The organism is Paenibacillus sp. FSL K6-1558 (assembly GCF_038002565.1).
Classification (GTDB): Bacteria; Bacillota; Bacilli; order Paenibacillales; family Paenibacillaceae; genus Paenibacillus; species Paenibacillus polysaccharolyticus.
In genome coordinates this window covers 1,630,697-1,656,161 of the sequence record NZ_JBBOCV010000001.1, presented here as the reverse complement: position 1 = coordinate 1,656,161, position 25,465 = coordinate 1,630,697, and the positions used below count along the sequence as shown (strand labels likewise).

General features: G+C 40.2%; 25 protein-coding genes and 1 pseudogene. 22 read left to right on the top strand and 4 right to left on the bottom strand.

All coding sequences use genetic code 11. The features are described 5' to 3' along the window. Window positions 1–45: 45 nt before the first annotated feature. The 14 genes from MHI38_RS07025 to MHI38_RS06960 all read left to right on the top strand — a co-directional run bounded on the left by MHI38_RS07025 (window position 46) and on the right by MHI38_RS06960 (window position 9,580). A complete protein-coding gene (locus MHI38_RS07025) occupies window positions 46–2,418 on the top strand; it encodes a phage tail tape measure protein (RefSeq protein ID WP_341181084.1) in 2,373 nt (790 codons plus the stop codon). Further along, window positions 2,418–2,978, top strand: coding sequence for a phage baseplate protein (locus tag MHI38_RS07020; RefSeq protein ID WP_341181083.1), 561 nt, complete (start codon window positions 2,418–2,420; stop codon window positions 2,976–2,978). The genes MHI38_RS07025 and MHI38_RS07020 overlap by 1 nt, the downstream gene beginning before the upstream one ends. 9 nt (window positions 2,979–2,987) lie before the next feature. Then, window positions 2,988–3,314: a phage baseplate plug family protein gene (locus MHI38_RS07015; protein ID WP_341181082.1), complete on the top strand. Its 327-nt coding sequence runs from the start codon at window positions 2,988–2,990 to the stop codon at window positions 3,312–3,314. Beyond that, window positions 3,307–4,098, top strand: coding sequence for a phage protein (locus tag MHI38_RS07010; protein ID WP_341181081.1), 792 nt, complete (start codon window positions 3,307–3,309; stop codon window positions 4,096–4,098). The genes MHI38_RS07015 and MHI38_RS07010 overlap by 8 nt, the downstream gene beginning before the upstream one ends. Then, window positions 4,095–4,490 (top strand): Gp138 family membrane-puncturing spike protein, encoded by a 396-nt coding sequence (locus tag MHI38_RS07005; protein WP_341181080.1) that lies wholly within the window; start codon window positions 4,095–4,097, stop codon window positions 4,488–4,490. The genes MHI38_RS07010 and MHI38_RS07005 overlap by 4 nt, the downstream gene beginning before the upstream one ends. After that, window positions 4,472–4,834, top strand: a complete 363-nt coding sequence (locus MHI38_RS07000; protein WP_341181079.1) for a DUF2634 domain-containing protein — start codon at window positions 4,472–4,474, stop codon at window positions 4,832–4,834. The genes MHI38_RS07005 and MHI38_RS07000 overlap by 19 nt, the downstream gene beginning before the upstream one ends. Continuing rightward, window positions 4,824–6,011 (top strand): baseplate J/gp47 family protein, encoded by a 1,188-nt coding sequence (locus tag MHI38_RS06995; protein WP_341181078.1) that lies wholly within the window; start codon window positions 4,824–4,826, stop codon window positions 6,009–6,011. The genes MHI38_RS07000 and MHI38_RS06995 overlap by 11 nt, the downstream gene beginning before the upstream one ends. Then, window positions 5,995–6,636: a hypothetical protein gene (locus MHI38_RS06990; protein WP_341181077.1), complete on the top strand. Its 642-nt coding sequence runs from the start codon at window positions 5,995–5,997 to the stop codon at window positions 6,634–6,636. Before MHI38_RS06995 ends, MHI38_RS06990 begins: the two co-directional genes overlap by 17 nt. A gap of 15 nt (window positions 6,637–6,651) precedes the next feature. Beyond that, window positions 6,652–7,794 carry a phage tail protein gene (locus tag MHI38_RS06985; RefSeq protein ID WP_341181076.1) on the top strand — a complete coding sequence of 381 codons (1,143 nt, stop codon included), beginning with the start codon at window positions 6,652–6,654 and terminating at the stop codon, window positions 7,792–7,794. 11 nt (window positions 7,795–7,805) lie between these two features. Then, window positions 7,806–8,090 carry a hypothetical protein gene (locus tag MHI38_RS06980; RefSeq protein WP_341181075.1) on the top strand — a complete coding sequence of 95 codons (285 nt, stop codon included), beginning with the start codon at window positions 7,806–7,808 and terminating at the stop codon, window positions 8,088–8,090. Between the two features lie 50 nt (window positions 8,091–8,140). Next, window positions 8,141–8,272, top strand: a complete 132-nt coding sequence (locus MHI38_RS06975; RefSeq protein ID WP_308722517.1) for a hypothetical protein — start codon at window positions 8,141–8,143, stop codon at window positions 8,270–8,272. A gap of 86 nt (window positions 8,273–8,358) precedes the next feature. Next, entirely contained in the window at window positions 8,359–8,649 is a 291-nt protein-coding gene (locus tag MHI38_RS06970) for a hypothetical protein (protein ID WP_341181074.1), read from the top strand. A gap of 3 nt (window positions 8,650–8,652) precedes the next feature. Further along, window positions 8,653–8,862 carry a holin gene (locus MHI38_RS06965; RefSeq protein WP_341181073.1) on the top strand — a complete coding sequence of 70 codons (210 nt, stop codon included), beginning with the start codon at window positions 8,653–8,655 and terminating at the stop codon, window positions 8,860–8,862. Beyond that, on the top strand, window positions 8,855–9,580 hold the full coding sequence (locus MHI38_RS06960; protein ID WP_341181072.1) for an N-acetylmuramoyl-L-alanine amidase: 726 nt from the start codon (window positions 8,855–8,857) through the stop codon (window positions 9,578–9,580). Before MHI38_RS06965 ends, MHI38_RS06960 begins: the two co-directional genes overlap by 8 nt. A 59-nt stretch (window positions 9,581–9,639) precedes the next feature. Here MHI38_RS06960 and MHI38_RS06955 read toward each other — a convergent pair whose 3' ends face one another. Together MHI38_RS06955 and MHI38_RS06945 are read right to left on the bottom strand one after the other, a co-directional pair. Continuing rightward, window positions 9,640–10,449, bottom strand: a complete 810-nt coding sequence (locus MHI38_RS06955) for a hypothetical protein (RefSeq protein WP_341181071.1) — start codon at window positions 10,447–10,449, stop codon at window positions 9,640–9,642. 287 nt (window positions 10,450–10,736) lie between these two features. Beyond that, on the bottom strand, window positions 10,737–11,279 hold the full coding sequence (locus MHI38_RS06945; protein ID WP_341181069.1) for an Ltp family lipoprotein: 543 nt from the start codon (window positions 11,277–11,279) through the stop codon (window positions 10,737–10,739). Window positions 11,280–11,785: 506 nt separating this feature from the next. Here MHI38_RS06945 and MHI38_RS06940 point away from each other — a divergent pair. The 3 genes from MHI38_RS06940 to MHI38_RS06930 all read left to right on the top strand — a co-directional run bounded on the left by MHI38_RS06940 (window position 11,786) and on the right by MHI38_RS06930 (window position 14,632). Beyond that, complete coding sequence (locus MHI38_RS06940; protein WP_341181068.1) at window positions 11,786–12,751, top strand: DUF4062 domain-containing protein; 966 nt, start codon at window positions 11,786–11,788, stop codon at window positions 12,749–12,751. Window positions 12,752–14,032: 1,281 nt separating this feature from the next. Then, the gene (locus MHI38_RS06935) at window positions 14,033–14,170 is read left to right on the top strand and encodes a hypothetical protein (RefSeq protein WP_341181067.1); all 138 of its coding nucleotides are present in this window, start codon (window positions 14,033–14,035) and stop codon (window positions 14,168–14,170) included. 12 nt (window positions 14,171–14,182) lie between these two features. Next, on the top strand, window positions 14,183–14,632 hold the full coding sequence (locus MHI38_RS06930) for a DDE-type integrase/transposase/recombinase (protein ID WP_261769249.1): 450 nt from the start codon (window positions 14,183–14,185) through the stop codon (window positions 14,630–14,632). A 90-nt stretch (window positions 14,633–14,722) separates the two neighbouring features. Here the strand turns inward: MHI38_RS06930 and MHI38_RS06925 are convergent, their stop codons facing one another. Together MHI38_RS06925 and MHI38_RS06920 are read right to left on the bottom strand one after the other, a co-directional pair. After that, window positions 14,723–14,974: an acyl carrier protein gene (locus MHI38_RS06925; RefSeq protein WP_154888180.1), complete on the bottom strand. Its 252-nt coding sequence runs from the start codon at window positions 14,972–14,974 to the stop codon at window positions 14,723–14,725. Continuing rightward, complete coding sequence (locus tag MHI38_RS06920) at window positions 14,971–15,783, bottom strand: helix-turn-helix transcriptional regulator (RefSeq protein WP_154888183.1); 813 nt, start codon at window positions 15,781–15,783, stop codon at window positions 14,971–14,973. Before MHI38_RS06920 ends, MHI38_RS06925 begins: the two co-directional genes overlap by 4 nt. A gap of 293 nt (window positions 15,784–16,076) precedes the next feature. Between MHI38_RS06920 and MHI38_RS06915 the strand changes: the two genes are divergently transcribed. The 5 genes and pseudogenes from MHI38_RS06915 to MHI38_RS28735 all read left to right on the top strand — a co-directional run. Then, a complete protein-coding gene (locus MHI38_RS06915) occupies window positions 16,077–20,531 on the top strand; it encodes a non-ribosomal peptide synthetase (protein ID WP_186809613.1) in 4,455 nt (1,484 codons plus the stop codon). Window positions 20,532–20,575: 44 nt separating this feature from the next. Then, on the top strand, window positions 20,576–22,039 hold the full coding sequence (locus MHI38_RS06910) for a serine hydrolase domain-containing protein (protein WP_253492694.1): 1,464 nt from the start codon (window positions 20,576–20,578) through the stop codon (window positions 22,037–22,039). A 26-nt stretch (window positions 22,040–22,065) separates the two neighbouring features. After that, entirely contained in the window at window positions 22,066–23,034 is a 969-nt protein-coding gene (locus tag MHI38_RS06905; RefSeq protein WP_186809614.1) for a TauD/TfdA family dioxygenase, read from the top strand. A gap of 30 nt (window positions 23,035–23,064) precedes the next feature. Continuing rightward, window positions 23,065–24,105, top strand: a complete 1,041-nt coding sequence (gene gntD, locus MHI38_RS06900) for a guanitoxin biosynthesis L-enduracididine beta-hydroxylase GntD (protein ID WP_154888191.1) — start codon at window positions 23,065–23,067, stop codon at window positions 24,103–24,105. Further along, window positions 24,102–25,421: pseudogene (locus MHI38_RS28735) on the top strand (condensation domain-containing protein); the annotation flags it as partial. The gene gntD and the pseudogene MHI38_RS28735, both read left to right, overlap by 4 nt. Window positions 25,422–25,465: the final 44 nt, after the last annotated feature.

Here is a 25,465-nt window from a genome sequence, read left to right as displayed (position 1 = left end):
GCGTCCCGTTGGGGCGCTTTTTGCTTTTAAATGGGGTGATTTGAGGTGGCAGGCGGCATTATTGGCAACCTCATGTTTGCCGTTGGTTTTAAGCTGAATACCAAGGGCTTAGACGAAGGTAACAAGAAAATCTCCACCTTAACGAAAGGCGTAATAGGTTTAGGCGCTGCTGGCGTGACGGCTATGGCTGGGCTTGGAGTTGCAGGCATTGCTGCATCTTCACAGTTTGAAAGCGCAATGTCCGATGTGCAGCAGGCGACAGGGGCAGCGGCTGAACAAATGGAGGCAACCCGAGAGGCAGCTAAAAATCTGTATAGCCAGAACTTTGGCGAGGACTGGAACGACCTAGGTAGCGCGATTTCAGCTGTTCAACAAGTAACCGGACAGACTGGCAGCGAATTGGAATCAACTACTCAGAGTGCGTTACTGTTACGAGATGCATTCGGGTATGAGATAAACGAGTCCATCAAGTCAGTGGACACGATGATGCGGCAATTCGGTATAACCTCTGAACAGGCATACGATTTGATAGCGCAAGGAACCCAAAAGGGTTTGAACAAGTCTGATGAACTCATGGACAGCGCGAATGAATATGCTAACCAGTTTAAGTCTCTCGGATTTTCGGCAGAGGAAATGTTTGATGTGTTTGCGGCTGGATCTGCTGAGGGTGTTTTTCAGTTGGACAAAGTCGGAGATGCCGTAAAAGAGTTCAACATCAGATCCAAGGACGGCAGTAAGGCATCAGTTGAGGCTTTCGAGATGTTGGGGCTAAATGCAGATACGATGATGCACACCTTTGCCAATGGTGGGCCGCAGGCTAAAGCGGCATTCTCTCAAATTCTACAAATGATAACGGATGTAGAAGACCCTGTTTTGAAAAACCAGATCGGCGTCGCTCTCTTAGGGACACAGTTTGAAGATTTAGAAGCAACAGTTGTCGCGGGGATGGGGCGAGCCACAAGTCAATTCAATTCCACTGGTGATGCGCTGGATGAACTGAATAGAATCAAGTTTAATAAGCCAGGAGAAGCCTTCCGAATGTTCGGCAGGCAAATTGAGACAGGCATACTGATACCGATTGGTCAAAAGTTACTGCCTTACTTTAATCAATTTGGTCAATGGATGGCGGATCATAAGCCACAAATAGAAGCCGTTGGTAACGCGATAGGTGATGGTTTAGGCGCAGCATTGGATTGGGTAGGTAATGCTGTTTCGTTCGTTTATGACAAGTTCAACGAATTTTTACCCAAAATTCTGGAATTTAAGGATCAAGGGGTAACGGCATTCCAAGAATTCACGAGCGCAATTGAAGATAACAAAGGAACTATTATTACAGTGGCATCCATCATCACAGGTCTATTCTTGCCAGCGCTTATCCGGACAGGATTTCAAGGTGTGATAGCGGTCGGAAGGCTTACAGCCGCTTTTTTATTGTCGAAAATCCAGATTGCGGCTAATGCTGCGATAATGACTGGTCAAATGATCGGTGCTATTGCCCGTTACGTTATACAAGGTTGGCTTGCTGTAGCATCTATCACAGCGACAACGGTAGCATGGACGGCGCAAAAAGTCGCCATGGGTATATCAACTGTAGCCACATGGGCATTTACAGCGGCACAATGGGCACTGAATTCAGCTTTTTGGGCTAACCCAATCACCTGGATTGTTGCAGCAATTATTGCTGTTATTATTGCAGCCATTGTCATTTTTAAAAACTGGGGTGCTATTAGTGGCTGGCTGACTGAGAGATGGCAGGCGCTGAAAGCTGGAACCATTTCAGTTTTCCAAGCGATTGGGAATTTCATCAAAAACATGTTCACAGGATTGGTGTCTGCGGTTAAGACAAAGGCAACAGCAATTTGGGACAGTATCAAGTCCATTTGGGATAAGATCACAGGATTCCTGTCGGGGATCAATCTGTTTGATATCGGTAAAAACATCATCGAAGGCATGGTAAACGGTATTGGAAGTATGGCGAACGCCGTGGTCGATAAAGTCAAAGACATTGGTAATAGCATCACTGACAAGATCAAGGGCATATTGGGTATTCACTCGCCGTCACGTGTCATGATGGAAGTTGGTTTCTTCACTGGTGAAGGCTTAGCCCGTGGTATTGAAGGTACTCAAAACCGCGTTTCTGAAGCTTCGGCAGAAGTTACCGACGAGATTGTTCCTAACACAAATAAAAAGGCCGGGTTGTCTCCGGCTAAGAGTCTTGCCCCGGCGCGATCCGTTACAGCAAGCGGTGTTCCGAGTGGTTCCTTTAACTTTGACATCAAAATTGATCTGAGAGCAGACGGCGCTTCAGCTAGCGTAGCATCAGATGTTGGCGCTGAAGTCAAACGTCAAGTACAAGAGATACTGGAAGAGACTCTTCGGCGGATGGGCTTGCAGGCTCCAGGAATGGAGGGTGTATAGTGGCATTAATTGATGGTAAGTACCTACTGGTTGAGCAGGAAAATCCTACTTTCGATGTTGATATTACCTCACAGCCAGTGGAGAAAGACAGCGACATGACCGATCATGTGCAGCGTAAGGCACGAACGATGGGCATAACCGGGCAAGTATCTGGACCGGGAGCGGGTGCCATGCTTACGTATCTCAAAAAGGTATCTGATAAAGGGATAATTGTTAAGTATGTCGGGCGTACCGCTTTCACCGGGATCATTTCCGGATTGGCAACAGGGCATTCATACAAAATCGCAAATGGATACACCGTGTCCTTCACAATCACTGAGGTTCGGGTTGCCTCTTCTTCCTATGTTGATAAGCTGCCAACACCAATCAAAGCTCAAACCGTCAAAATTGTTAATTCAGGTACCAAACAGACCAAAGAAAAGGGCAAGAAAGGAAAGGGTTCAAGCGGCAGTAAGAAAAAGGACAGCAAGAAAGCAAAGAAAGGCAAGAAGGGTAAAAAGGAAAAAGAGCCAGTGCAAAAGGTTAAATTTAAGCCTGGTAGCCCTTGGGCAACAACGTAGGGAGGGCCTATGGAATACATCGACATTGAAAAAGAATTGATTCCCTATCGGTTTGATATATCGCTTGAAGACGAAGTATTCACTTTCGAGGTCCAGTACAACGAGCAGTATGATTACTTCACGGTGGACTTGGAAAAAGATGATGAAGTCCTTGTAACTGGCGAAAAACTGGTGTACGGTACAACCTTGTTCTATGACATCATGGACAACAGGTTTCCACGGGTTCCAATCGTTCCATACGACCAATCAGAAACTGAATCAGTAGTAAACTGGCGGACGCTCTCTGAGAGCGTCTTTTTGTATCTGATTGACACTGAAGGTGAAGACGATGAATAAAAACTTTGGTCGTGTACTGGAAGTCATGACGGAAGGAATGAAGTTTTCAATGTCCGATTACAACATTGAAGGCGTTGTGACATTTGACAATGACCCATTGCCGAACGAGGCTGAAATTAAGATATGGAACCTGTCTGATAAGACTTTGAACAATATCAAAACGAATAAGGTTTTGATGATCAATGCCGGGTACAAGGGAGACGTTGGGGTGATTCTACACGGCTACGTATCCCATGTTTCTACGGCTTGGTCAGGTGTGGATAAAATCACTACGATCAAAGTGTTGGACGGGTACGACTTGTCCAAGCGCCAAGTTAAAGAGATTGCTTTTGCAAAGGGCACATTGGGTAGCCAGATTATCAAACAAATGGCGGTCTATATCGGGTTGCCGATTGCTCAAATGGATTTAAATCAGGATTACAGGTATCAGGATGGATACAGCGCTAAGGGCGCTGTTACTGAGATCATATCGAAGGTATGCAAAGATTGTGCCACGAGCTGCTACATCAATAAAGGCAAATTGTATGTTCGTAGCCTGCGACGAGGTGCTGACAATCGGTTTGCTCTCAATTCAGATACCGGATTGATTGGTTCACCAGCGCCTTTTGAGCAGAGTGGGGTTAAAGGATACAACCTTTCCTCTCAACTTCAGTATCGCATTACCACCGCTTCGGCAATTGATTTGAAAAGCCGGGCATGGACTGGCCGTCTATACGTTCGGAGCGGATCACATACATTCACCCGTACCGGGGATTTCAAGACAGATATGGAGGCGATCATGTGAGCAAAACTGATCCGGCTGCGGCGATGGCTAAATTGTTGCAGTCTTTGGTTGAAAAAGCTATGACCGATATCCATGTGGGCCTTCCATGTAAAGTGATTACCTTTAACGAGGTGACGTGTACGGCAGATGTTCAACCCTTGATCAAAACAGGAGACGACGATCCGGCCATGATCCTGGGTGTGCAAGCTCTCGGGCAAAAACTTAATATTGACGGTGCTAAGAAGGTGTGCAAGCCCGACTTGGCTTCTGGTGACATTGTGTTTGTTTCTTTTGCAGACGGAGAGATCCGAAACACATTAACTGGCGCAGTAGCCAAGCCGGATACAACACGAGCACATGACCGTAATGACGCTGTTATTGTGGGGGTGTTTCCGTGCAGTCTCTTAAATTAATAGATGGCGACATCCAGTTTGAAAATGGCGAACTTCTTCTTGTTGATGGCACAGAGGAAGTGGCGCAATGCTGTGCGATCACACTCGGGACCAGGACTGGAGAATGGTTCCTGAATCCAGAAATCGGTATAGATTTTGACCTGTTTCTCGGCAAGGACTTTCACGAAGAGGCGGCTAGGGATGAATTAACCCGAGCGTTATTAACGGATGAACGGATTGAGAGTGTAGAGAACGCCACCTTTGAAATTAATCGACAGGCCCGTACCATGAACGTTTCGTTCGTGGCTATTGGCGTGGATGGTGAGACAGTTCAGGGGGAGGGGGTGAGTATCGGTGTTGGATGAAACGGGGTTTAAACGGAAACGGTTTGCGGACCTATTCGATGAAATGGAAGACAAAGCGAAAGAAGCCTGGGGCGACGATGTTAACACTTCCGAAAAATCTCCTTTGGGTATCATTCTACGGATTGCCGCTTGGTTTTTAGCTATCGTGTGGGGCGTGGCTGAGAAGGTGTATTACAGCGGATATGTTAATACCGCCGAAGGTGTGAGCTTGGACAGGCTAGGGCCTTATGTTGGTGTTACGAGGATATTGGACCAATACGCAACTGGCTCTGTCACTCTGACGGGTACGCCTGGATACACGCAAGATTCCGGGTTCCTTGTCTCCACTCAAGGAGATGTACAGTTCGAGACGCTGGAACCAGCAGTTTTCGATGTTGCAGGCAAAGCCATAGTCCGGGTCGAGGCCATGGAGTCGGGCATAACCGGGAATGTGGCGGCTGGGCTAATTAGTGTAATCGTAAACCCCAATCCAGACGTTACCGCAGTTACTAATGTGGCTGCTACATCCGGGGGAAGGGCGAAACAAACTGACCCCGAATTTAGGGAATTGTTTGGTCTATCCGTTGCTGGTGGTGGATCAGCTACAGGGGATAGTATTCGTGGAGCGGTGTTGCGTGTTCCAGGCGTTCGAGCTTCCGCTGTGATGATTAATAGCACTATGCAAATAGATGCGTCAGGCAGGCCGCCGAAGTCCTATGAAACTTATGTCTTGGGCGGAGCGGACGCAGATATAGCGGCGGCGATATTTTCAGTCGGTACCGCTGGAATAGAGGCGTATGGGGAAACGGTAGTTCCTGTTAAGGATTTATCCGGTAACGAACATCCAGTCGGTTTTTCCCGTGCTGTGGTCGTGCCGATTCACATCAAAGCGACAATCTATAAAACAGCGGCATTCCCCGCTGATGGCTCTTCGCAGCTTGTTTCGGCATTGGTGCAACACATTGGCGGGACAGACTCAGACGGTACCGTATACGCTGGCCTGAGTATGGATGATGACGTTATTATGATGCGATTGGTATCGACCATTTACAAGATTACAGGGGTGGAGGACGTGTCTATTGAGCTTTCGGAGGACGGGGCGGCCTACAGTGCTGCGAACATCCCTGTTAGCGTGTGGGAGGTTGCACAAACGAATGCTGATTGGATCGAGGTGACAGTCAATGATTTCACCAACTGATCTTATCCGGAAGTTGACGGACGTTTACGCAAAAAATCCAAATAGCAATATTGGTAAGTTGCTCCGAATCATAAGCGAATCTATTAGCGAAGTCAAAGAGGGTTTTGAAAAGATAGAACGTTGGCGTGACATCGACGAGGCGAAGGGTACTACCCTGGACCAGATCGGGGCTAACGTAGGCCAGAAGCGCGGTGCAGCGTCTGACGATGTTTACCGAATATTAATCAAGTCCAAAATCGCCAGAAACCTGAGCAAAGGGGACGTTAACACGATTATCCGAGTGATAGCCCTGGCTGTAGGGGCGGATTATTCGGATATCAAAATCACCGCCAAATTTAACGATCCTCTGGAGCCTGAACCGGCTGCAATATCCCTTATGCGGTTACCGCTTGATAAATTGGCGGCATCCGGGATTGAGTTGAACCAGTTCGTTCAGATCATCCAGAAAACCGTGGGAGCTGGGATAAGCGTACAAAGTGTTGAACTACAAGGAACGTTTGAATTCGGTGGTTTGCCAGAGACGGTTGATCCAGCTACGGGGTTCGGAGATGTTAATGACGAAAGTGTTGGCGGAACTCTTGGCGCCGTCTATCAGGCAGGCACCAATACAGATCTACCGATTTAGAAAGGAGGCCACGTTGTGGCATTTACACAAAAACTGCCGGAGTGGAACGCTACAGGTGTAGAACCATCAGAAACACAGAAACAAACAGGATTTCAGCCAGGAGTTAGGCCGCCAGCGCAATGGTTCAACTGGCATTTAAATTGGAGCTATTTGGCTCTGAAAGAGCTTCAGGAGAAGGCGGCAGAAAAGAGTTACGTTGATGCTGAACTGGATACAATCCAAGCGGATATACAACAGTTACAGGAGGATGTACAAAACGCAGACATCCCAGACGCTTCCCTCACGGTAAAAGGTAAAACGCAATTGTCGAGCGCTACGAACAGCACGTCGGAAGACCGTGCTGCTACGCCGAAAGCGGTAAAAACGGCCTACGACGAGGCACTTGCGGCAAAGCTGCTTGGAGTTGAGCAAAAAAACAACGTGGTTGCCGCTCTCAACTCCATAGGTGTATCGGCATCCACAAGTGAGTCATGGACACAACTAATTAACAAAATTTCAGCAGTTATAAGAGCTACAGGTAATGCGACTCCAGCACAAGTACTATCGGGAGTCCCTTTCAGTAATAGTACTGGAAGCAATATAGTAGGAACTATGCCTAACCGCAGCGGGGGAACTCATCATCAAGCACTTAGTACTGAAGTGTGGCAAGGGGACCGAGCCTTTTTCAAGCCACCTTTAGGGTACTTTGATGGATTATCGTGGGTATTCGCTCTTACTCCCGACTTGCTTTCAGCTAATATTAGAGCGGGAAAGAATGTCTTAGGAGTTACAGGAACCTTAGCTGCGGGAGTTTCTCCAGGATCTACACGAATTGCTTATGACCCTTCCTCATCTATACCATCAACTTACAACACAGCTCCAGTCTTAGTTAGGGAGATAACAATGAATACTGGGGGAACTTATCGAGTGAGTTACGGTATTCGAGCAGATGTACAAGGTTTTAACTATGCTTACGGTCAATTGTATGTTAACGGTGCTGCTAGGGGTATTCAAAGAAGCACTTTTAATGAGACAGTAACTTACTTTACAGAAGACATTGCTATCAATGCTGGCGAAATACTACAATTATACATTTGGACGAGTAATTCAAGTTACCGGGCACTATACTACAGTAACATGTCAATTTTTATCACCGATTTGACATCTCAATTTAGATAGGAGGGTTTAGTGTGTTGCGTAAATTCCAGTACGAGACGGAAGAAGATCGGAGCCGTATTATAGAGGAAAACAGCGACCTCTTACTGATTGAAGAACAAAATATAACGGAAGGAAACTTCCTTATTTTTGGAACGGAACGGCCTGTCATAAAGACGTATATTACCGTGCCAGAAGAAGAGTTTGAACTATTGAAACAAGAAAGCACACTCCTGAAAGCCCAGAACAAAGCCCTATCTGATCGAGCGGAGTTCACTGATGAAGTCATTGCAGAAATGGCTCTGGAGATATACAAATGATCCGGCGCATTCTATTCTGGCTATTACTGAGACTGGAAGGGGGTGAAACCATGGTAGCTATGTTTTTTGCACAACGTATCATTCTGGGTAAGACAGAGTATAAAGCTGTTCCTGAATCATTGCGTGGACAAGTTAATGAAATCTTGATTGAAAGTGGCGTTGAATTCATGATCGAGCAGTAACACGCGTTCCGAAATCGGAGCGCTATTTTTATGCCCTCTGGAGTGGTCAGAGGGCTTTTTTCATTACAAAGAGACGGGGGAACGGGATGGAATGGACGGTACTGGTCAGCATTGTCGCAGCAGTTAGCGGAATTATTTTAGGGTGGACAAGTCGTACCCGGTCTGTGAGACAAGACCTTATCCAAGAGGCTGGAGCTGATGCGTTGCAACGCGCAGACGTGGATTACATAAAGCGTGGCGTGGACGATATCCGGCTGGAGCAAAGGGTTCAGGCGCAGCGTGTAGATGTTTTGGCGGAACGGGTTACGAGGGTTGAGGAATCGGCCAAGCAAGCCCATAAAAGATTGGATCGAAAAGAAGAGATGGGGAGCGTGTAGGTTATGACAAAAGAATGGTTAAAAGCTGCTGGTATTCGAGCAATTAAAACAGGGGCACAGGTTGCTATTGGTGTAATTGGTGCGACTACTGTATTTTCCGCGGTTGACTGGCGCATAGTCGGTGGTACGGTCATATTATCTATAATCACTAGTTTGCTCACTAGTTTGGCAGGCTTGCCGGAAGTAAGTAAAGGAGATGATACAGATGCCTAAAGTCTGGATTGATGCAGGCCACGGAGGCAAGGACCCGGGAGCGGTAGGCAACGGCCTACAAGAAAAGGATATCGCTCTGAAGGTGTCTCTCGGGATAAAGACATGTCTTGAAGCGGCATATCAGGATGTACAGGTATTGCTCTCCAGATCCACTGATGTATTTCTGGAACTGAAAGAGCGGACGAATAAGGCTAATGCTGCGGGGGCTGATATCTTGGTATCAATCCATTGCAATGCAGGAGGGGGCAAGGGTGGTTTTGAAACGTTCAGGTATACATCTGCATCCCAAAACAGCGTCAAGCTCCAGGAGGCGTTGCACAAGGGGATCATGTCGAAACTGGGCGGCATTGACCGGGGGATGAAGGCCGAGAACCTGCATATGGTCCGTGAATCCAAAATGCCAGCAGTGCTGACGGAGAATCTGTTTATCACTGTGGCAGCTGATGCAGATCGTTTGAAGCAGGATAGTGTGATTGATTCAATTATTGACGGTCATGTACAGGGCATCGCTTCTTATCTTGGTTTGTCCAAGAAATTGAATACGAGCAAAGCGGACAATGGCGTGACTGCTATCGTCAACGGTAAGGAGATCGAGGGGGCGGTACTTAACGGCGGAACTGTACTGATTCCTTTAAGAGCGGTGGGAGAAAACATCCCTGGCGCTAAGATTGATTGGGATCAGAAGACAAAAACAGCAAGACTGGACACGCCGAAATAATCCCAAGCGATTGGTAATAAAAAAGGCCCTATCAGCACTTAGCTGGTAGGGCCTTATTTTTATTTGATAAAAAGATTAGGGAAGAAGCCATCGAAAATTGATTTAATTAATATGACTATAGACAAAGCCCATACGAAAAAGAAGGTTATCTCTCCATCGAAATAACGATTCTTTACTTTGTTAAAAAAGGTTAGATTATAAAGATCACGAGACTTAAAAAGATTTCCATACAAAGTACTGACTACTTGCTTCCTATGTTTTATTACTTCTGTGTTTATAAAATCAGTCAATTCTTCAAGAAGGACGGGCCAAGAATCCTTATTTAGTTGTAATAATTTGTCTTGGATGTCTTCTAACATTTTTTCAAGGTCATTCAACAATTGATGTCCGTTTATCTTTTCAGACAAGGACTCATAATATTCAATGGTTTCTTGTCTTTTAAACATAATTGATGTGAGTTTGGTTGAATATTCTTTGAAATCAAGTACTAAGTTTAGACTAGCTTCAGATGAATACCCTTTTGATTTTTGACTTCTCAAATCTAATGTCCAAGTTTTGAAGATGGCGAGACAATCAAGAATTTCATCAGCAGACTTGGTCCTTGCATCCCTTCTGAACTTTTTTGTCTCATTTTCATAATTTTTCTGCTGTGTTCTGTTAACATTGTAGAACACAAGTATAGCTGCTGTGATTGTTATAATAGATGGTAAGATTTGATAGAATGTTTGCTCTTCTATCGGAAAGCCGATAGACATATATGCCGAAGCAATAAAGCATATGTACATAATTAATTTTAATCCATTTATAACAATTCTGTGTCTCTTATTTAGTAATATCTTGTTGGTTTTAGTTTCTAAATTATTTAACAAAGCGGGTCCTCCTTCAGAACGTAAAAAAGGTCCTGTCAGCCACAGTGTGACTGTAGGACCTTTTTTTTATTTTAATAACTTCTTTATAATTGTAATCACATCAAAAGTCGTCTTACGATATACCTTGTTATAAGCTGCTCGTTTTGGATTCCGTAGCCAGCCATACCTACGTGGAATCTTTAGGCCAGACCGATGTATGATTTGACGTTTAATGCTGGTACGAGCTGACACGCGTCTTTTCAGGCTAGGCTTACGGAATCGGAATTTCATTCAATGCACCGCCGATCCTATTTTAAATTAGCTACTGCGTATTTAGCTTCTTCCTTAGTGAACTTCTCACCATATTCAGACACGAGTTGATCGTAAATGGCGGAATCAGACATGCTCATTGACTCAGCATAAGTTTGAGCTTTCTTTAAAGCCGCTTCTTTCCAGTCGAAATCAATGTTATCAATGGCATATTGAGCAGCTTCTTTTGGGAAGTTCTCGCCGTAGTCAGAGGTTAACTGATCGTAAACACCAGCTTTGGACATGTGCATTACTTCGGCATAGGTGATTGCTTTTTCTAGTGCTGCTTTATGTTCTCTGGGAACCTTGTTTGCTTCAGCTTCTTTTTTAGCTAATTCTGCGGCCTTAGCTTCGTCTTTCGCTTTCTGTTCTTCAGCTGCGGTTTGTTCAGTAGAAGCGGTTTCAGCTTTAGGTTGAGCTGCTACTTCGGATGCTGTCGCATTGGGCTTGGCTTCCTTATCCCCCATATTACCAATTAATCCGATAACAACTATGATTCCGAGCCAGAACCACCACTTCTTATAAATCGGTTTCTTTTCCAAGGTGTTTCCTCCTATGTATTAGATAGGATTAGTCTATCAGACCTAGGAAAATGTTTCTAGATATATTTGAAACTATTTACAAAAATGTCGAATGCGATTACTATATAACTAATCCGAAAGCATCGGTAAAAAGGGCGCTACCTGCATAACGCTGGCAGCGCCCTTTTTTTATCGTAGTCCTTTGAGTGGTTAGCCTTGGTGAAAAAGAAGTGGAATCAATATTCCTTTTGTATATCAAATGGAAGAGCTCAGAGATTTACTGCTTTTCTTGCCGATCTATCTACCATCCCAAAAAAAGTTATTGATCTATGCATTAGAAGGTGCTCTCTTTCGCCTTCCACTACGATTAAATGATGGGTAGCTGAGTAAAATGATAGCTAGTCTATGTGATAAATTGTAGGATAATTCAGGGTGAACTATATCGTAAGTGTACAAGTATTGTAATAAATTGTGTTACAAATTATTCTTTATAGTGTCCTGTCCTATTAACTCAATAAGGAGAAATTATGGAGAAGAAACTTCAAATTTTTGTGTCATCAACTTTTACAGATCTAATATCAGAGAGGCAGACAGCTGTCAAAGCGATATTAAATGCAGGGCATATACCTGCTGGCATGGAGTTATTTACAGCAGGAGATGAGTCCCAACAAGATATAATTAAAAGATGGATCGAAGAATCAGATGCTTATATGTTAATTCTTGGCGGCAGGTATGGATCTCTGCTGCCTGATGAGTCGAAGAGCTATACACATTGGGAATATGATTATGCAGGTGAGATAGGAAAGCCACGGTTTGCAGTTGTATTAAGCGACAAATCCTTACAATCAAAAATTGAAGAGATAGGGTTTAAGGATGTTCAGGAGCATACTCATCCTCAAAAGTATAAAGACTTCAGGGATAGTTTACTCTCATCAAGATTAGTTAACGTTATAAATGACAGCAAAGATATTGAGCTTAGTATCTTCAAATCATTAAGAGAAATTGAAAGACGGGAGGACCTATCGGGTTGGGTATCGGGTAAGGATGTTTCTAGTGTTGTTAAATACGCTGAGGAAAATATGGAACTAAGGAAAGAGAACGATAAACTAAAATATGAGCTTCAAAAACTCAAAGATAAGATTAAAATTGATGAAAATTTTAGTGGTTTATCATATACAGAACTTAGAGAACTTTTAATAAGGGAAAATGTTAAATTAAATAGTGAACTGTCTAAAATAATTGGTCGCGAAGAGCTGAATTTATTGAGTTTGTTCATAACATTTGAAAATTTGTTATCTACGGGCGTATCCAACAGCGTAGGAACAACGAGCGATAAGTTATTCCTTTTCTACCATCTAGCTCCAAAGTTAATGCGGTATGGTCTAATGGAAGCTTATAAGGCCCCAGGTATCAAATACGATCAGTTCAGAACTAGTAAGGATGGGCTGAAATTTTTAGCTTTATATCATTCGAAAAAAGTTGAAAAAAACTAGAGCACAGGCATGCTCACTTTTCTTCATACTTAACCTGGCCGTTAGTTTAATGACAAATTATAAAAAAGTAGATATTGCCCAGTCACTTGGCTGGGTATTTTTCCTGTTGAATAGCGAACGTATATTCGCATATACTATAGTGCGAGTATGTTTTAAGTATACGATCCGGACTGATTAAGGCAGACAACTGTCTGTCTGGCCAACCACTTACTTTCCGTGAATCGAGTTTGAATGGCGTGTCATCAGACGACAGCATAGGGGGCAGGACAGGTACTAAATGATTATGAGCGGAAAGTGCTGAGAATTTTATATAACTATAAAGGAATACGGCGAAGGTTTCCCACGATTCATGAGCTGATCATAAAGACTGGAAGGGGAAAAGCAGACATTATGTCTGCGCTTAACGGTCTGGTTGCAGCGAATTACATTACATGGTAAAACAAAACGGATACCAATACAATTGTAATTTTGGAGGGGGGAGTGGGAATCTGATCAGCCCCAAATCCCTCAACCTACGTCAGCCCGACCAAATGATCTGAGTTATTGGACTGAATATTAAAATGATGATCAACAAGAAAAACCCTTGCGCAGATTTTAACTTCTGCACAAGGGTTAGAAAAGCCATCAGATTATTTTGGCATCAGTAGAAAACTCAATTTTGCTTGAGTAAACTGGGGGGCGAGCTGGGGACAAATTGGGGACAGACTGTAGGTCAAACTGTAGAAATCAGTCCAAATTAGTCCAATAAGCTAATGACAAGAATCCTTGATATGACTGCATTTTTTCCTTCCGTTCCATTCTATATCAATCGAAGCATATGTCTTAAAATCCTGCGGTAGGTGACTACCGTACCGGTTCGATCCCGGTCCTCGGCATCTTACAGAAAAGGAAACTCCTTGATACATAAGGGGTTTCTTTTTTATGTTTTCAAAAGAAAGACGACTCAGCTTCTTGGTAACGTGAAACAGTATCGCTATGTTAAAGGGGCGAATATGCGTCGGAACTAGAGACAGTTAAGGCAGAGAATCGTTTTTTGAAGCAACAAATTGACGTACTAAAAAAGCACAAGGTTTTGGAAAGGGGTGTCTCCTCAAAACATCGTCGAATGGATCGAGTCCATCCGTGGAGAGGTCAGTGTGAGCCAGGATGTGCATGGATTGGATTTTCTCGTGCCACCTACTGTCGCTGGAAGCAGCCTATGGGAATCATTGCAAAGATCACATCATCGTAAAAATCATTCGAGAACTCTGTATCACGGCATTGCTTCGGAGAGAGCATCAGATGAATCACAAACGTGTGCAGCGGGAAGGGTTACAGTGCCTTGTCAGAATGAAGAAACGTAGACCTACGGGGCAACCGGCCTACATCGCAGAACACGTGTTAAAGCGTCAATTCAAAGCCGAGACTCCCATGCAATAACTTGTAACCGATATCACGTATTTTTCTTTTGGTAGAAAAATGTTATACCTATCGAGTATTTTGGACTTGTTTAACGGCGAGATTGTGACCTACAGTATAGCTGACAAGCAAGATACTGCATTTATGCTGGACATTCTCAGCCAGTTACCGAATTTACTAGGCACAGTGCTTCATAGCGACCAGGGCAGTGTGTATACTTCACAAGCATATCAAGAAGCTGTAAAGGGAAGAGGCATTAGCACGTCCCGCAAGGGTACGCCCGCTGATAATGCCCCCATTGAATCGTTTCATTCCACGCTAAAGTCTGAAACATTCTATCTCGAACCGTTAACCATTATAATGACGGCTATCGTAGTACAAGTCGTTCGAGACTACATGAGTTACTATAACTCAATTCGCATTCAAACAAAACTAAATAACCAGTCGCCGGTTCATTTCCGACAACTGGTTATTAGAACTTGAAAGGTGTTTTATACACATGTGGACAAAGGTTTAGAAATATAAACCATTTATTTTTGAGCTAATTTCTTTGTATTCTAAACCACGGTAAAACTATTTATTCAATAGTTTAGGCTTAATCATTTTTACGATATCTAATACGGTTTTAAAGTTTTCCATCATTAAATCATCGTCTTCAAAGCTGATGTCGAAATGCTCCTCTAGCTTAACTACCAATCTTATTATTTTAACAGAATCAACCCCGTGTTTACTTAATTCATCGGTGGGTCTAATCTCATTAACTGCAATCAACTCTAAAAAACTTCCGATTAAACTAACAATTTCCTTTTCTGAATACGTACTCATCTAGTTACAGGCTCCGTTTCGTAAAGTTTAGTATGAGCATTTCTACGGTATTCTGCTGGAGTACATGAAAAGTATTTTTTAAATATACTTGAGAACTGGGAATTGGATATGTACCCGATAACAGTCGTAAGTTCTTTTATATTCATTGATGATTCTTTTAATAGTGTACAAGCTCTTTGCATCCGTACTTGTTGCAGATACTTCATTGGGGATACGTCAAATATTTTTGAAAAACTATTGCTTAAGTATACTGGATTACATTCGATTAAATCCGCTAGTATTTGAAGGGTTAACGGTTCTGCAAAGTGCTTACGGATATACCGATGAACCACAATTAGTCTTTTGTCAATTTTTTTTTGAGATTCTTGTTGTGTTGCAGGAGTCTCAAAATGACAAGTATGTGGGTTTTGAAGTTTTGATATCAATAGGTATTCAATCTCTTTTTCAATTTCGTTGAACAGATGTTTAATGACTTGGGAGTGGCTCAAATCCGTGAATATTCTCTTTAAAACAATCTGTATTTTTGAGGGTAAATGAATAATTAATGGTGAATCTTCCGTTAAAGGAATGGAATGACTAAAGGAAATTTTATGAATTTCAACAGGAGAGTTATTGGTATTCTTTAGAGTGAAGTTTTGATCAATGAGGATGCATCCACCACTTAATTCCCTTTCGATCCCATTTTTAGAAAGAATAGTTGTTTGAGAAGTGGTGATAAGAAGTATACTTTGGTTAGTTGTAGATAATGAGAAATCGACTCCAGGCAGGATATATTCAATGCCATAAGAAGAAAGTGTAATATGTTCCATATGAATAGCCTCCTTTTATTGTAATTTATACAATATAAATTTTTTAATAGATTAAGAAAATTATATTATTAATTAACCATGATTTAAAATACCATATTTTAAAGTCTGTATCCAATTTTACATAAAACGAAAATAAATATTTTATCTAAAAAAAATTGGATTATAATATTTTTACAGAGGTTTTATTGTGTTATTTCCTGGTAAAGAACTATTTTCCATATCATCTAGCCCTGCTAGAGAACAAAAAGCATGGTTGGTGCTTATATTATGAACATACATAAGGAGTGGTCTTGTTGTTACTTCCCTTATCTCATCCACAGAAAAGAGTATGGGTTATTGAAAATCTTTATCCTAAAAGTTCCTTGTATAACATAGGTGGCGCTTTTTATTTTACTCAAGTTATGGATCTTGTTTTACTTGAGGAAAGTATTGAGCAAATCATTTTTAATAATGCCAATATGCGAATTCGTTTGAAAGAACACTCTGGGGAGATATTTCAATATGTTGATGAGTCTGAGCATAAGGTACCTCTTTTGGATTTTATGAAAATGGATATTGAATCTAGAGAGTGGTTCAGAAACCATTTTAACAAGCCTTTTGAAATGTTAGAACATCCCCTTTTTGATTTTATGGTGTTTATTGATCGAAATGGCCAAATGGGTTGTTATTTTAAGGCACATCATATAATATGCGACGGTTGGTCCATCAAGCTAGTTGCTGAGAAGGTCGTTGAAACGTATCAGAGTAAGATTTTTGGGAAAGAAATCAAATATGAGCAATTGGATTATTCGTATTACTTAGATAAAGAAAGAAAATATGAGAACTCATCAAGGTTTCTTAAAGATAAAGAATTTTGGTTAGAGCGTTTTTCAGATTTGTCACATATTACATATTCTAAAAGCAGTGACAGGACTGAAGCAAAGAGGCTGACATCCATAATAATTCCAGAACGTTCTCAACGTATAAGAAACTACACACAGGAGTATTCAATTACAATTGCTGCTTTTTTTACATCGGTTATGTTCATATATTTATCAAAAATGAATAAAAGTGATGAGATAGTAGTAGGAACACCCATTTTCAATCGCTTTGGACATAAAGAAAAAGCTACTTTTGGTATGTTTACAAGCACGATGCCTCTTAAAATAAATGTGAGTCAAGAGTTAACGAACATGGAATTTATGCTTCAAGTTAATAAAGAACTATCACAATATTATTCACATCAAAAGTATCCTTATGATACTTTGGTCGATGATATCATGTTAAAGAAGCAGGGATTAGACCAACTATTTCAATACTGCATCAATTATAGTAACGCTGCACTCCCCGAGCGTTGCCATGATATAGATATAGAAACTTTGGATTTTTTCTCAGGGCACCAAATTTATTCATTGCAAGTTTTTGTTAAAGATTGGTACGAGGATGGAAGCATTCGACTTGATTTTGAATATAAAATTAGAGATTATACTGCTTTTCAAATACAACAGTTAGAGCAAACGTTCAATTACTTGATAGATCAAATTACACTTGAGCCAGATAAAATCGTCAAGGATGTCAGATTAGTAGAACCGAAATATGAAGATAAAATACTGTACGAATGGAATAGAACAGAAGATGTAACTGAAAAAAGCAGCAGTATAGTAGAATTATTTTATAGACAAGCAGCACTTGAGCCTGACCAAATTGCTTTGGAAAAGGATGGAGAGTTTTGGACATATGATGAGCTGAATCAAAGATCGAATGCCTTGGCCCGTTTATTGCAACGTAAAGGATTAGGGCCAGAGGATATTATAGCTATAAATGCTGTTCATTCTCTAGAAGCCATTATGGCCATGTGGGCGGTGCTAAAAGCTGGAGCGGCCTTTTTGCCAATAGATCCAGGGCTACCCTCGGAAAGAATAAAGTTCATGATTAAAGATAGTAATGTTAACGCTATTATTACTAATTTAGACAATATTTCGATTTATGAGAATGAAATTGAAATTATTAAAATTAGTTCAGAAGATTTCTTTACTAAAGACATTGAAAATTTAGAATGCTTACCAGAAAAAAGTCAACTTGCTTATATTATTTATACATCAGGCTCAACGGGATCTCCCAAAGGAGTCATGATTGAACATGGCGGATTACTAAATTATATTTCTTGGGCATGTTCAACTTATGTAAAAGGTCGTGAGGTCTTCCCGGTATATTCGTCCTTCTCATTTGATCTAACCCTGACATCCATATTTACACCTTTGGTTTGTGGAAGCAAGGCTATGATATACCCTGAGTCATCTGATGAATTCGTGCTCGATAAAATTCTCACTGAGAACTATTCAACAGTAATTAAACTAACTCCGTCACATCTAAAGTTGATGATTGAAAATAAGATCTCAAACAGCTCCGTGAATACTTTGATTGTTGGCGGAGAAGATTTAAAGGCTCAGCTTGCACAGGATGCATTGGAACACTATAAGGGAATGATTCAGATATTCAATGAATATGGACCTACCGAAACAGTGGTAGGATGCATGATTCATTTGTATAAGGAAGACGAAGTTAATCATCCCTCTGGTTCTGTAAGTATAGGTAGACCTATACAAAATATGAAAGTCTATGTTTTAGATGAGAATTTACATACAGTTCCATTTATGTCCAAAGGAGAGCTGTATATATCTGGTGCTGGAGTGGCCAGAGGATATCTTAATCGTAGAGATATGACTCAGGAGAAGTTTGTGGAAAATCCCTTCATACATGATAGTCTTATGTATAAAACGGGAGACATAGCATATCTCGATGAAAAAGGAAACATGTTTTATGTAGGCAGAGCTGACGACCAGATCAAGATCAATGGATATCGAATTGAAACTTTAGAAATTGAAAATGTACTTTGCAAGCTCGCTGGAGTGCGAGACTCTGTAGTTGTAAAATACTCAGCTCCTAATGGGATGGATATGTTAATTGCTTACGTGGAACTATCGGAGGAGATTTCTGTAATGCAAATGAAGAAATCCCTTTCACTCCTGTTGCCAAATTATATGGTTCCTTCTCATTTTGAAATTTTAGACCAATTTCCAGTTACTTTGAATGGGAAAATAGACCGCTTAAAATTGCCGGAACCTGTGTTTCTGATACCGGAAGAAGAAAACTTTAACTCATTTACAGTGAACGAAGTTCTTTTGGCTGTAAAAGAAGTGCTCAGAGTAGAGGAAATTTCTTTAAATGACAATTTCTTTTTTATAGGTGGAGATTCAATTAAAGCAATACAGATTTCCTCAATATTAAAATTGCAGGGAATAGAACTTAAAGCAAGGGATATACTGCTTTTTCCTATTATTAGAGAGTTTTCTGGCATGGTTACAAAGAATCAACCTACGACAAGAATCGAAGATCCTATTTTTTCCGAAGGCTATATACCAAACTCTCCAATCATTAACTGGTTTTTGAAAAGGAATTTGAAAAATAAAAATCATTATTTGCAATCAGTTCATTTAAAACTTAAACGGGAAATTACTTATGAACAGTTATGTCTTGCAATGTCTTATTTAATAGATTCTCATGACTCTTTAAGAATTACTTTTGATGAAAAAAGATTGTTATTAAAGTATCAAGACAAATCAGTACGTTCTACGATCAAGTATGTTGATTTGAGAGAAAAGAACATGAGCGAAATCGCTGAGGAAATCTATCAAGTTGACAAGCAAGTAAAAAAGAATATTTCCATGAGCGGAACATCGCTATTTTATCCAATATATTATGATACTTCTGATGGCGCGCTGATTTCCTTGATTGCTCACCATTTAATTATGGATGGTGTTTCTTGGAGGATTATTTTAGAGGATTTAAATCTGTTCCTTAGCGGTATAATTCAACATCAAATTCACGAAGCTTCAAAAAGTAGTTCTTATAAACTATGGATAACTGAATTGTTAAAATATGCTCAAAGTGCCTCTTTACATGCAGATAAAAAGTACTGGGCAAATGTAGTATCAGAAATCCACTATGTAAAGATAAGCGAACAAAAGAAATATAATACTTTAACCCCTTCATCTTTAGTGCTTGAACAACAAATAATTGAGGCAGATGTAACGGGACGTATTCTAACGAAGGTTAACGAGGGTATGAAGACAGAGTCAAAGGAGCTTGTTGTAGCAGCGATTGTATTGACGCTTGTAGAGATGTCGCAAGAAAAATATGTATCGTTATTGTTAGAAGGGCATGGTAGAGAACAGTTCGACGAGACATTTGATATTTCTCATACTGTTGGCTGGTTCACGAGTATTTATCCAGCAAGTTTCTCAATTGAATCAGATGTTCTGGAAGAACAGGTTGTTTCAGTATCTAAACAATTAAGAACAATTCCTCTCAATGGTATAGGATATGGTATGCAATATTATTTACAAAATTTGAGTGGAGTGGATGAAAATAAGTTAATCAGGCTGAATTATTTGGGGGAAATGGATAATGGATTAGAAAACACGTTCTTTTCAATCTCAAATATGAACTATAGTCCTGACGTCTGTCCCTCCAACGACTTGAATTGTCTAATGGACATAAACATTTATATAGAAAAAAGGCGGTTTGTTGTAAATCTAACATATAATCGAGAACTTTTTTCCAAGGAGACAATAGATCAATTTTTTAGAGTTTTTAATTGTAAGTTAACCGAAATTTCCCAAATTGGTGTAACAGCAAGTAGTGAAGATATTGTAGATCTCACAGAACATAAGTTGAATCAAGAAGATATGGATATATTATTCTCCTAATTTTATGAGAGAGGTTTATTATGAAAAGTCGATCTAAAAGTTGGATGTTAACACTAGTGTTCTTTTTTCTCTTAAATAGTGTAGGGTTTGCTAGTTCCAGTCCAAGAAATCTCGAAGATGCAATCAATTCTTATATTACAGAAGAATTGAAAGAATCAAATATTCCAGGAATATCAATAGCAGTTGTTCACGATCAATTTGAATACAGCAGAGGATATGGAGTTAGAGACAATGGTAACCAAGACCTTCCAATTGATAAACAGACATTTTTTGAATTGGGTTCCAATTCTAAAGCCTTTACTGGCATTGCATTGTTGCAATTAGCTAAACAAGGAAAGCTTAACTTAAATGAAAACATTAAATCGTATCTGCCGTGGTTCCAAGCCCACTTGCAAGCTGTGGAAAAAGATATCAAAATCCAGCAGCTGCTCTATCATTCAAGTGGAATAGCTAACAATTCAATTACTCAAATCCCTGTTAGCACTGGTCCGGATGCTTTAAAAGAGACGGTAAGGAGTGTGATTCCGATAGAATTAGTCCACAATCCGGGAGAAAACTATGAGTATGCAACATTAAATTACGATATCATCGGATTGATTGTTCAAGAGGTTTCAGGAATGAGTTATGAAGACTATATGATTGAAAATGTATTCAAACCTTTAGGTTTGTACAACACCTTTCCGTTAGCCAAGATTCCAAAAGCAGAAAATCAATCTCCAGGTCATAAACTAGGGCTCTTCGGCACAATCTTATATAACGGACCAACATATCGCGGGAACACACCGGCTGGATATATTGTTTCTAATGCTGAGGATATGATCCGATGGATGAAAATTCAACTTGATCTGATATCAATTTCTGAATTTAAGGGAATTATTGAGCAATCTCATATTCCGGATAAATCAATTGTACAATTCAAAGGTGATCCTTATTATGCAAGTGGATGGGAAGTTTACAGTTTTGAAGGTGAGCAACTTGAACATTCTGGAGCAAATCCCGGTTTTTCATCCTACGTATTGATTAACAAGGGTAAGAAATTAGGGGTTACGGTAATGGCAAATATGAATACGGAAGCAGCTTTTTCTATGGCAATGGGTATCGAACAGTTGTTATTAGGAAACAGCCCTGAACCGTCAAGAACTGGTATGTTCACGATATTACACAAGATAATGCAAGGGATTATTTTAATTAGCACGTGCTCTGTAGTTATTGTAAGTTTTCTTTTAGTTAGAATGTACAATCAGAAACAAAGAGTGTTCCAAGTTCCTTCGCCTGCGGGTTGGATTAAACTATTACTAATTATAACTAGTTTTGCGTTGATTGTATTTGCGACTTATTTCTTACCAAAAATCTATCAAGGCTATTCATGGACATTTCTGTGGGTCTGGGCACCATCAAGTTTGACTATTGGAGCCATCGCATTGGTTGTTGCTCTAAGCGTTTTAATGATTTATCTTTCGTTTTCCATACTCTTTCCCTCAGAAAAGCATATGAAATCTAGGATATGACGAAAAATACTAGGAGGAATTTACAAATGATTAAAATAAAAGACTCAATTACAAGCGAAATAGCTGAATCTATATGTACTTTTAGCCCCATAGAAAACGGGATCAAACTGAATCAATGGCTATCAACAAATAAATTAAAGCTTGAAGAATTATTATTAAAGAAAGGTAGCATTTTGCTTCGGGGATACGATAAATCAAGTATAGCTGAGTTTGGAAAAGTCACGAGCATATTTAGTTCAGAATTGCTTAAGTACAGTGAAAGATCAACTCCAAGAACGGAAGTTCAAGACAATATTTATACTTCAACTGAATACCCAAAAGACCAATGTATTCCTATGCACAATGAAAGCTCTTATTCCAAAGTTTGGCCTATGAAAATATGGTTTTCATGTCAACTAAACGCTGAGCAGGGTGGTGAAACCCCGATTGCTGACAGTAGAGAAATGTTTCGAACACTAGATTCAACATTAAAGAAAGAATTTATTGATAAAAAGGTGATGTATGTAAGAAATTATGACGGTGTCCTCGATCTGTCGTGGCAAAATGTTTTTCAAACAGAAGACCCCAAGCAGGTTGAGAGATATTGTACAAACAATGAAATCGAATATGAATGGATTTCGAAGGATCATTTGCGTACACGAACCATAAGAGAAGCAGTGGCTGTCCATCCTGTTACCAAGGAAACAGTTTGGTTTAATCAAGCAAATTTGTTTCATGTCTCTAGCCTTCCTATAGAAGCAAGAGAATGGCTTATCGAGGAAAGAGGGTACGAAAATCTTCCGCGAAATACTTACTTCGGTGACGGTAGTATCATACCTGACTCTATAATTGATGAAATACAAGATCGGTATAAAGAGTTAAGCAAAGCGTTTCCTTGGGAAGAGGGGGATGTCTTAATGCTGGATAATATGTTAATGGCCCATGGCAGAAATACATATAAAGGAAATAGGAAAATCGTGGTCGCGATGGCTCAGCCACATGGAAACAGCAGATAAACAAATAAAACATGAGAAAGGAGATCTGTTATGGTCAACAAATATGTTTTGTCACATGACGAGGTAAAAGAAATTATGGAATTGATTGGGAGTATATCGTCTAACTATGATTTAGAAACAGATCGCTACTTAATTGATGCTTCTTTTTTAGGACATGGCTTGCCTAGCAGCTTAAAGAGAAAATTGGTCGAGTTCAAGTATTTAGAAGACAAAGCTCACTTAGTCATTTCAGGTTTTCCAGTAGATGAAGATGGTATTGGCTTTACTCCTACTCATTGGATGGAAAGACCCGACTCGATACTTACTAAAAAAGAAGAGATCTTTTTTTCATTATGCGGTTCACTTTTAGGCGACCTCTTTGGTTGGAGCACTCAGCAGAAGGGGTTCTATATTCACAACATACTCCCTGTTAAAGGAGATGAGAACGAACAACTGGGTTCGGGAAGTAACAGCCTGCTTTGGTGGCACACCGAGGAAGCTTTCCATGATTATCGAGCTGACTATCTGGGATTGCTCTGTCTGCGTAACCCTGATGCAATTGCTACAACATATGCTTCCATAGACATGGTTCATTTAGATACACGATATAAAGATATTTTGTTTGAACCTAGGTTTTATATTTTACCTGACGAGTCACACCTCAGTAAAAATAATACTGGACATAGTAATTTAGAGATATTTGAACAGTTAGAGTCCGTATATTCCCAAAAGAAAAATTTGTCTGTGCTATTTGGTGATTATGAATCGCCATATATACGACTTGATCCTTTCTTTATGGGGGTAGTAGATGAAGAGGATGATGAAGCCAAAAAAGCCTTAGAACATATTGTAAGTCAAATAGACAAAGCTATTATCGATATTTCGCTACAGCCAGGAGAAGTCCTTTTTGTTGATAATTTCCGTGCTGTTCATGGCAGAAAGCCATTCACAGCCAAATATGAGGGGAAAGACCGCTGGCTAAAACGTATTAATATAACTCGGGATATCCGCAAATCTAGAGATAGTAGAAATAGTGCCGATTCAAGGCTAATTCAGCCTAGGGTGAGGGTCAACTCAGGTACATCGACATGAATATGACAATTGCTAAGCAAAATGTAGAAGCCGTCACTGATTTGTCTCCTTTGCAGGAGGGGATGCTCTTTGAACATATGATTAACCAAGAGCAACATCATGTGGTCTACCATTATCACATTCAAGCAAACTTAAATGAGGAATTATTGAAGCAAGCGCTAGATAATACAACATGTAACAACGAAACATTACGGACTATTTTCCGGTGGGAAAACATCGAAAGGCCTGTTCGAATTATTTTAAAGGAACATAAAGTACCTTTTCATTTTGTTGACTTAGTTTCAAGCAAATCTAAAAGCGAACAAACATATGATATATCTGACCAGCTAGAGTTGTTACGTAGTAAAATTGATCTGCAGAATCATCCCTTTCATGTAGGGTTATTAAAAGTCCAGAAGAGTGAATGGCATATCATCATTGCATTTCATCACATGTTGATGGATGGATGGTCTAATATGATTTTTATGGAACGTTGGTTAAAAAGCTATCAAAACTTAATTTTTTCCAAAGATATCAAAAGTAATCATGAAGTCATTAAATATAGCCAATTTATAAATTTTTTAAGAAATACAAACACAGAGGCTGAGAAGAAATACTGGGAACGTTTCTTAAGTGGGTATACAAAATCATCTTTATTTAAAAAGTATAATTCAAGTTCCACTTCATTTTTAAGTCATAAACTCCTCGTCGGAGAAAGTGATACAAAGCTACTAGTGAATGCAATTAATACCCATAAATCCACGTTGGCCATGGCAGTTTACACGGCATGGGGGATATTGTTGCAAAACTATAGTCAGAGTGAAGATGTATTATTCGGTATTGCTGTGTCAGGTAGGAGTATAGCACTAGAAAAAATTGAAGAAGCAATGGGACTGTTCATTAATACAATTCCATTTAGATTTAATTTTGATGACCAAAAGACCATAGAAGAAGTAATCAAGCAATGTGGTACCCGGTTTCATGAGATCGTTGAGTTTGAGCATACGCCGCTAACTAAAATACATGAATATGCAGGTTTAGGGAAGATAGACCGTCTATTCGATACACTGGTTGTGATTGAAAACTATCCAATGGATATTGCAAGACTGGAAAAGAATTATAATATTTCAGTCATAAATTATGAAGTGCATGAGACAACACCATATGATATGACTCTAACAGTGACCCCGATGGAAAATAATTTGGAGTTTACTTTTAGCTATAATTCTGGAATCTTCGATAAAGACTTTATCGAAGAATTCTCACGTCAATTTGTATGTATGTTAAATCGAATAGTTAGTAATCCAACAGTTAAGTTGGAAGAGATTTCACTCTTGCCCATTGAGGAAATTTCCAAAGTGTACTATTCCTTAGAAAGACC

Bases quoted from the DNA above. Each gene is read 5' to 3' on its own strand.
- MHI38_RS06990 (WP_341181077.1), top strand. From the start codon at position 5,995: ATGATTTCACCAACTGATCTTATCCGGAAGTTGACGGACGTTTACGCA.
- MHI38_RS07010 (WP_341181081.1), top strand. From the start codon at position 3,307: ATGAATAAAAACTTTGGTCGTGTACTGGAAGTCATGACGGAAGGAATG.
- MHI38_RS06925 (WP_154888180.1), bottom strand. From the start codon at position 14,974: ATGAGTACGTATTCAGAAAAGGAAATTGTTAGTTTAATCGGAAGTTTT.
- MHI38_RS06920 (WP_154888183.1), bottom strand. From the start codon at position 15,783: ATGGAACATATTACACTTTCTTCTTATGGCATTGAATATATCCTGCCT.
- MHI38_RS06910 (WP_253492694.1), top strand. From the start codon at position 20,576: ATGTTAACACTAGTGTTCTTTTTTCTCTTAAATAGTGTAGGGTTTGCT.
- MHI38_RS06975 (WP_308722517.1), top strand. From the start codon at position 8,141: ATGGTAGCTATGTTTTTTGCACAACGTATCATTCTGGGTAAGACAGAG.
- gntD (WP_154888191.1), top strand. From the start codon at position 23,065: ATGGTCAACAAATATGTTTTGTCACATGACGAGGTAAAAGAAATTATG.
- MHI38_RS06965 (WP_341181073.1), top strand. From the start codon at position 8,653: ATGACAAAAGAATGGTTAAAAGCTGCTGGTATTCGAGCAATTAAAACA.
- MHI38_RS06960 (WP_341181072.1), top strand. From the start codon at position 8,855: ATGCCTAAAGTCTGGATTGATGCAGGCCACGGAGGCAAGGACCCGGGA.
- MHI38_RS07015 (WP_341181082.1), top strand. From the start codon at position 2,988: ATGGAATACATCGACATTGAAAAAGAATTGATTCCCTATCGGTTTGAT.
- MHI38_RS06935 (WP_341181067.1), top strand. From the start codon at position 14,033: ATGAATCACAAACGTGTGCAGCGGGAAGGGTTACAGTGCCTTGTCAGA.
- MHI38_RS06905 (WP_186809614.1), top strand. From the start codon at position 22,066: ATGATTAAAATAAAAGACTCAATTACAAGCGAAATAGCTGAATCTATA.
- MHI38_RS06970 (WP_341181074.1), top strand. From the start codon at position 8,359: ATGGAATGGACGGTACTGGTCAGCATTGTCGCAGCAGTTAGCGGAATT.
- MHI38_RS06940 (WP_341181068.1), top strand. From the start codon at position 11,786: ATGGAGAAGAAACTTCAAATTTTTGTGTCATCAACTTTTACAGATCTA.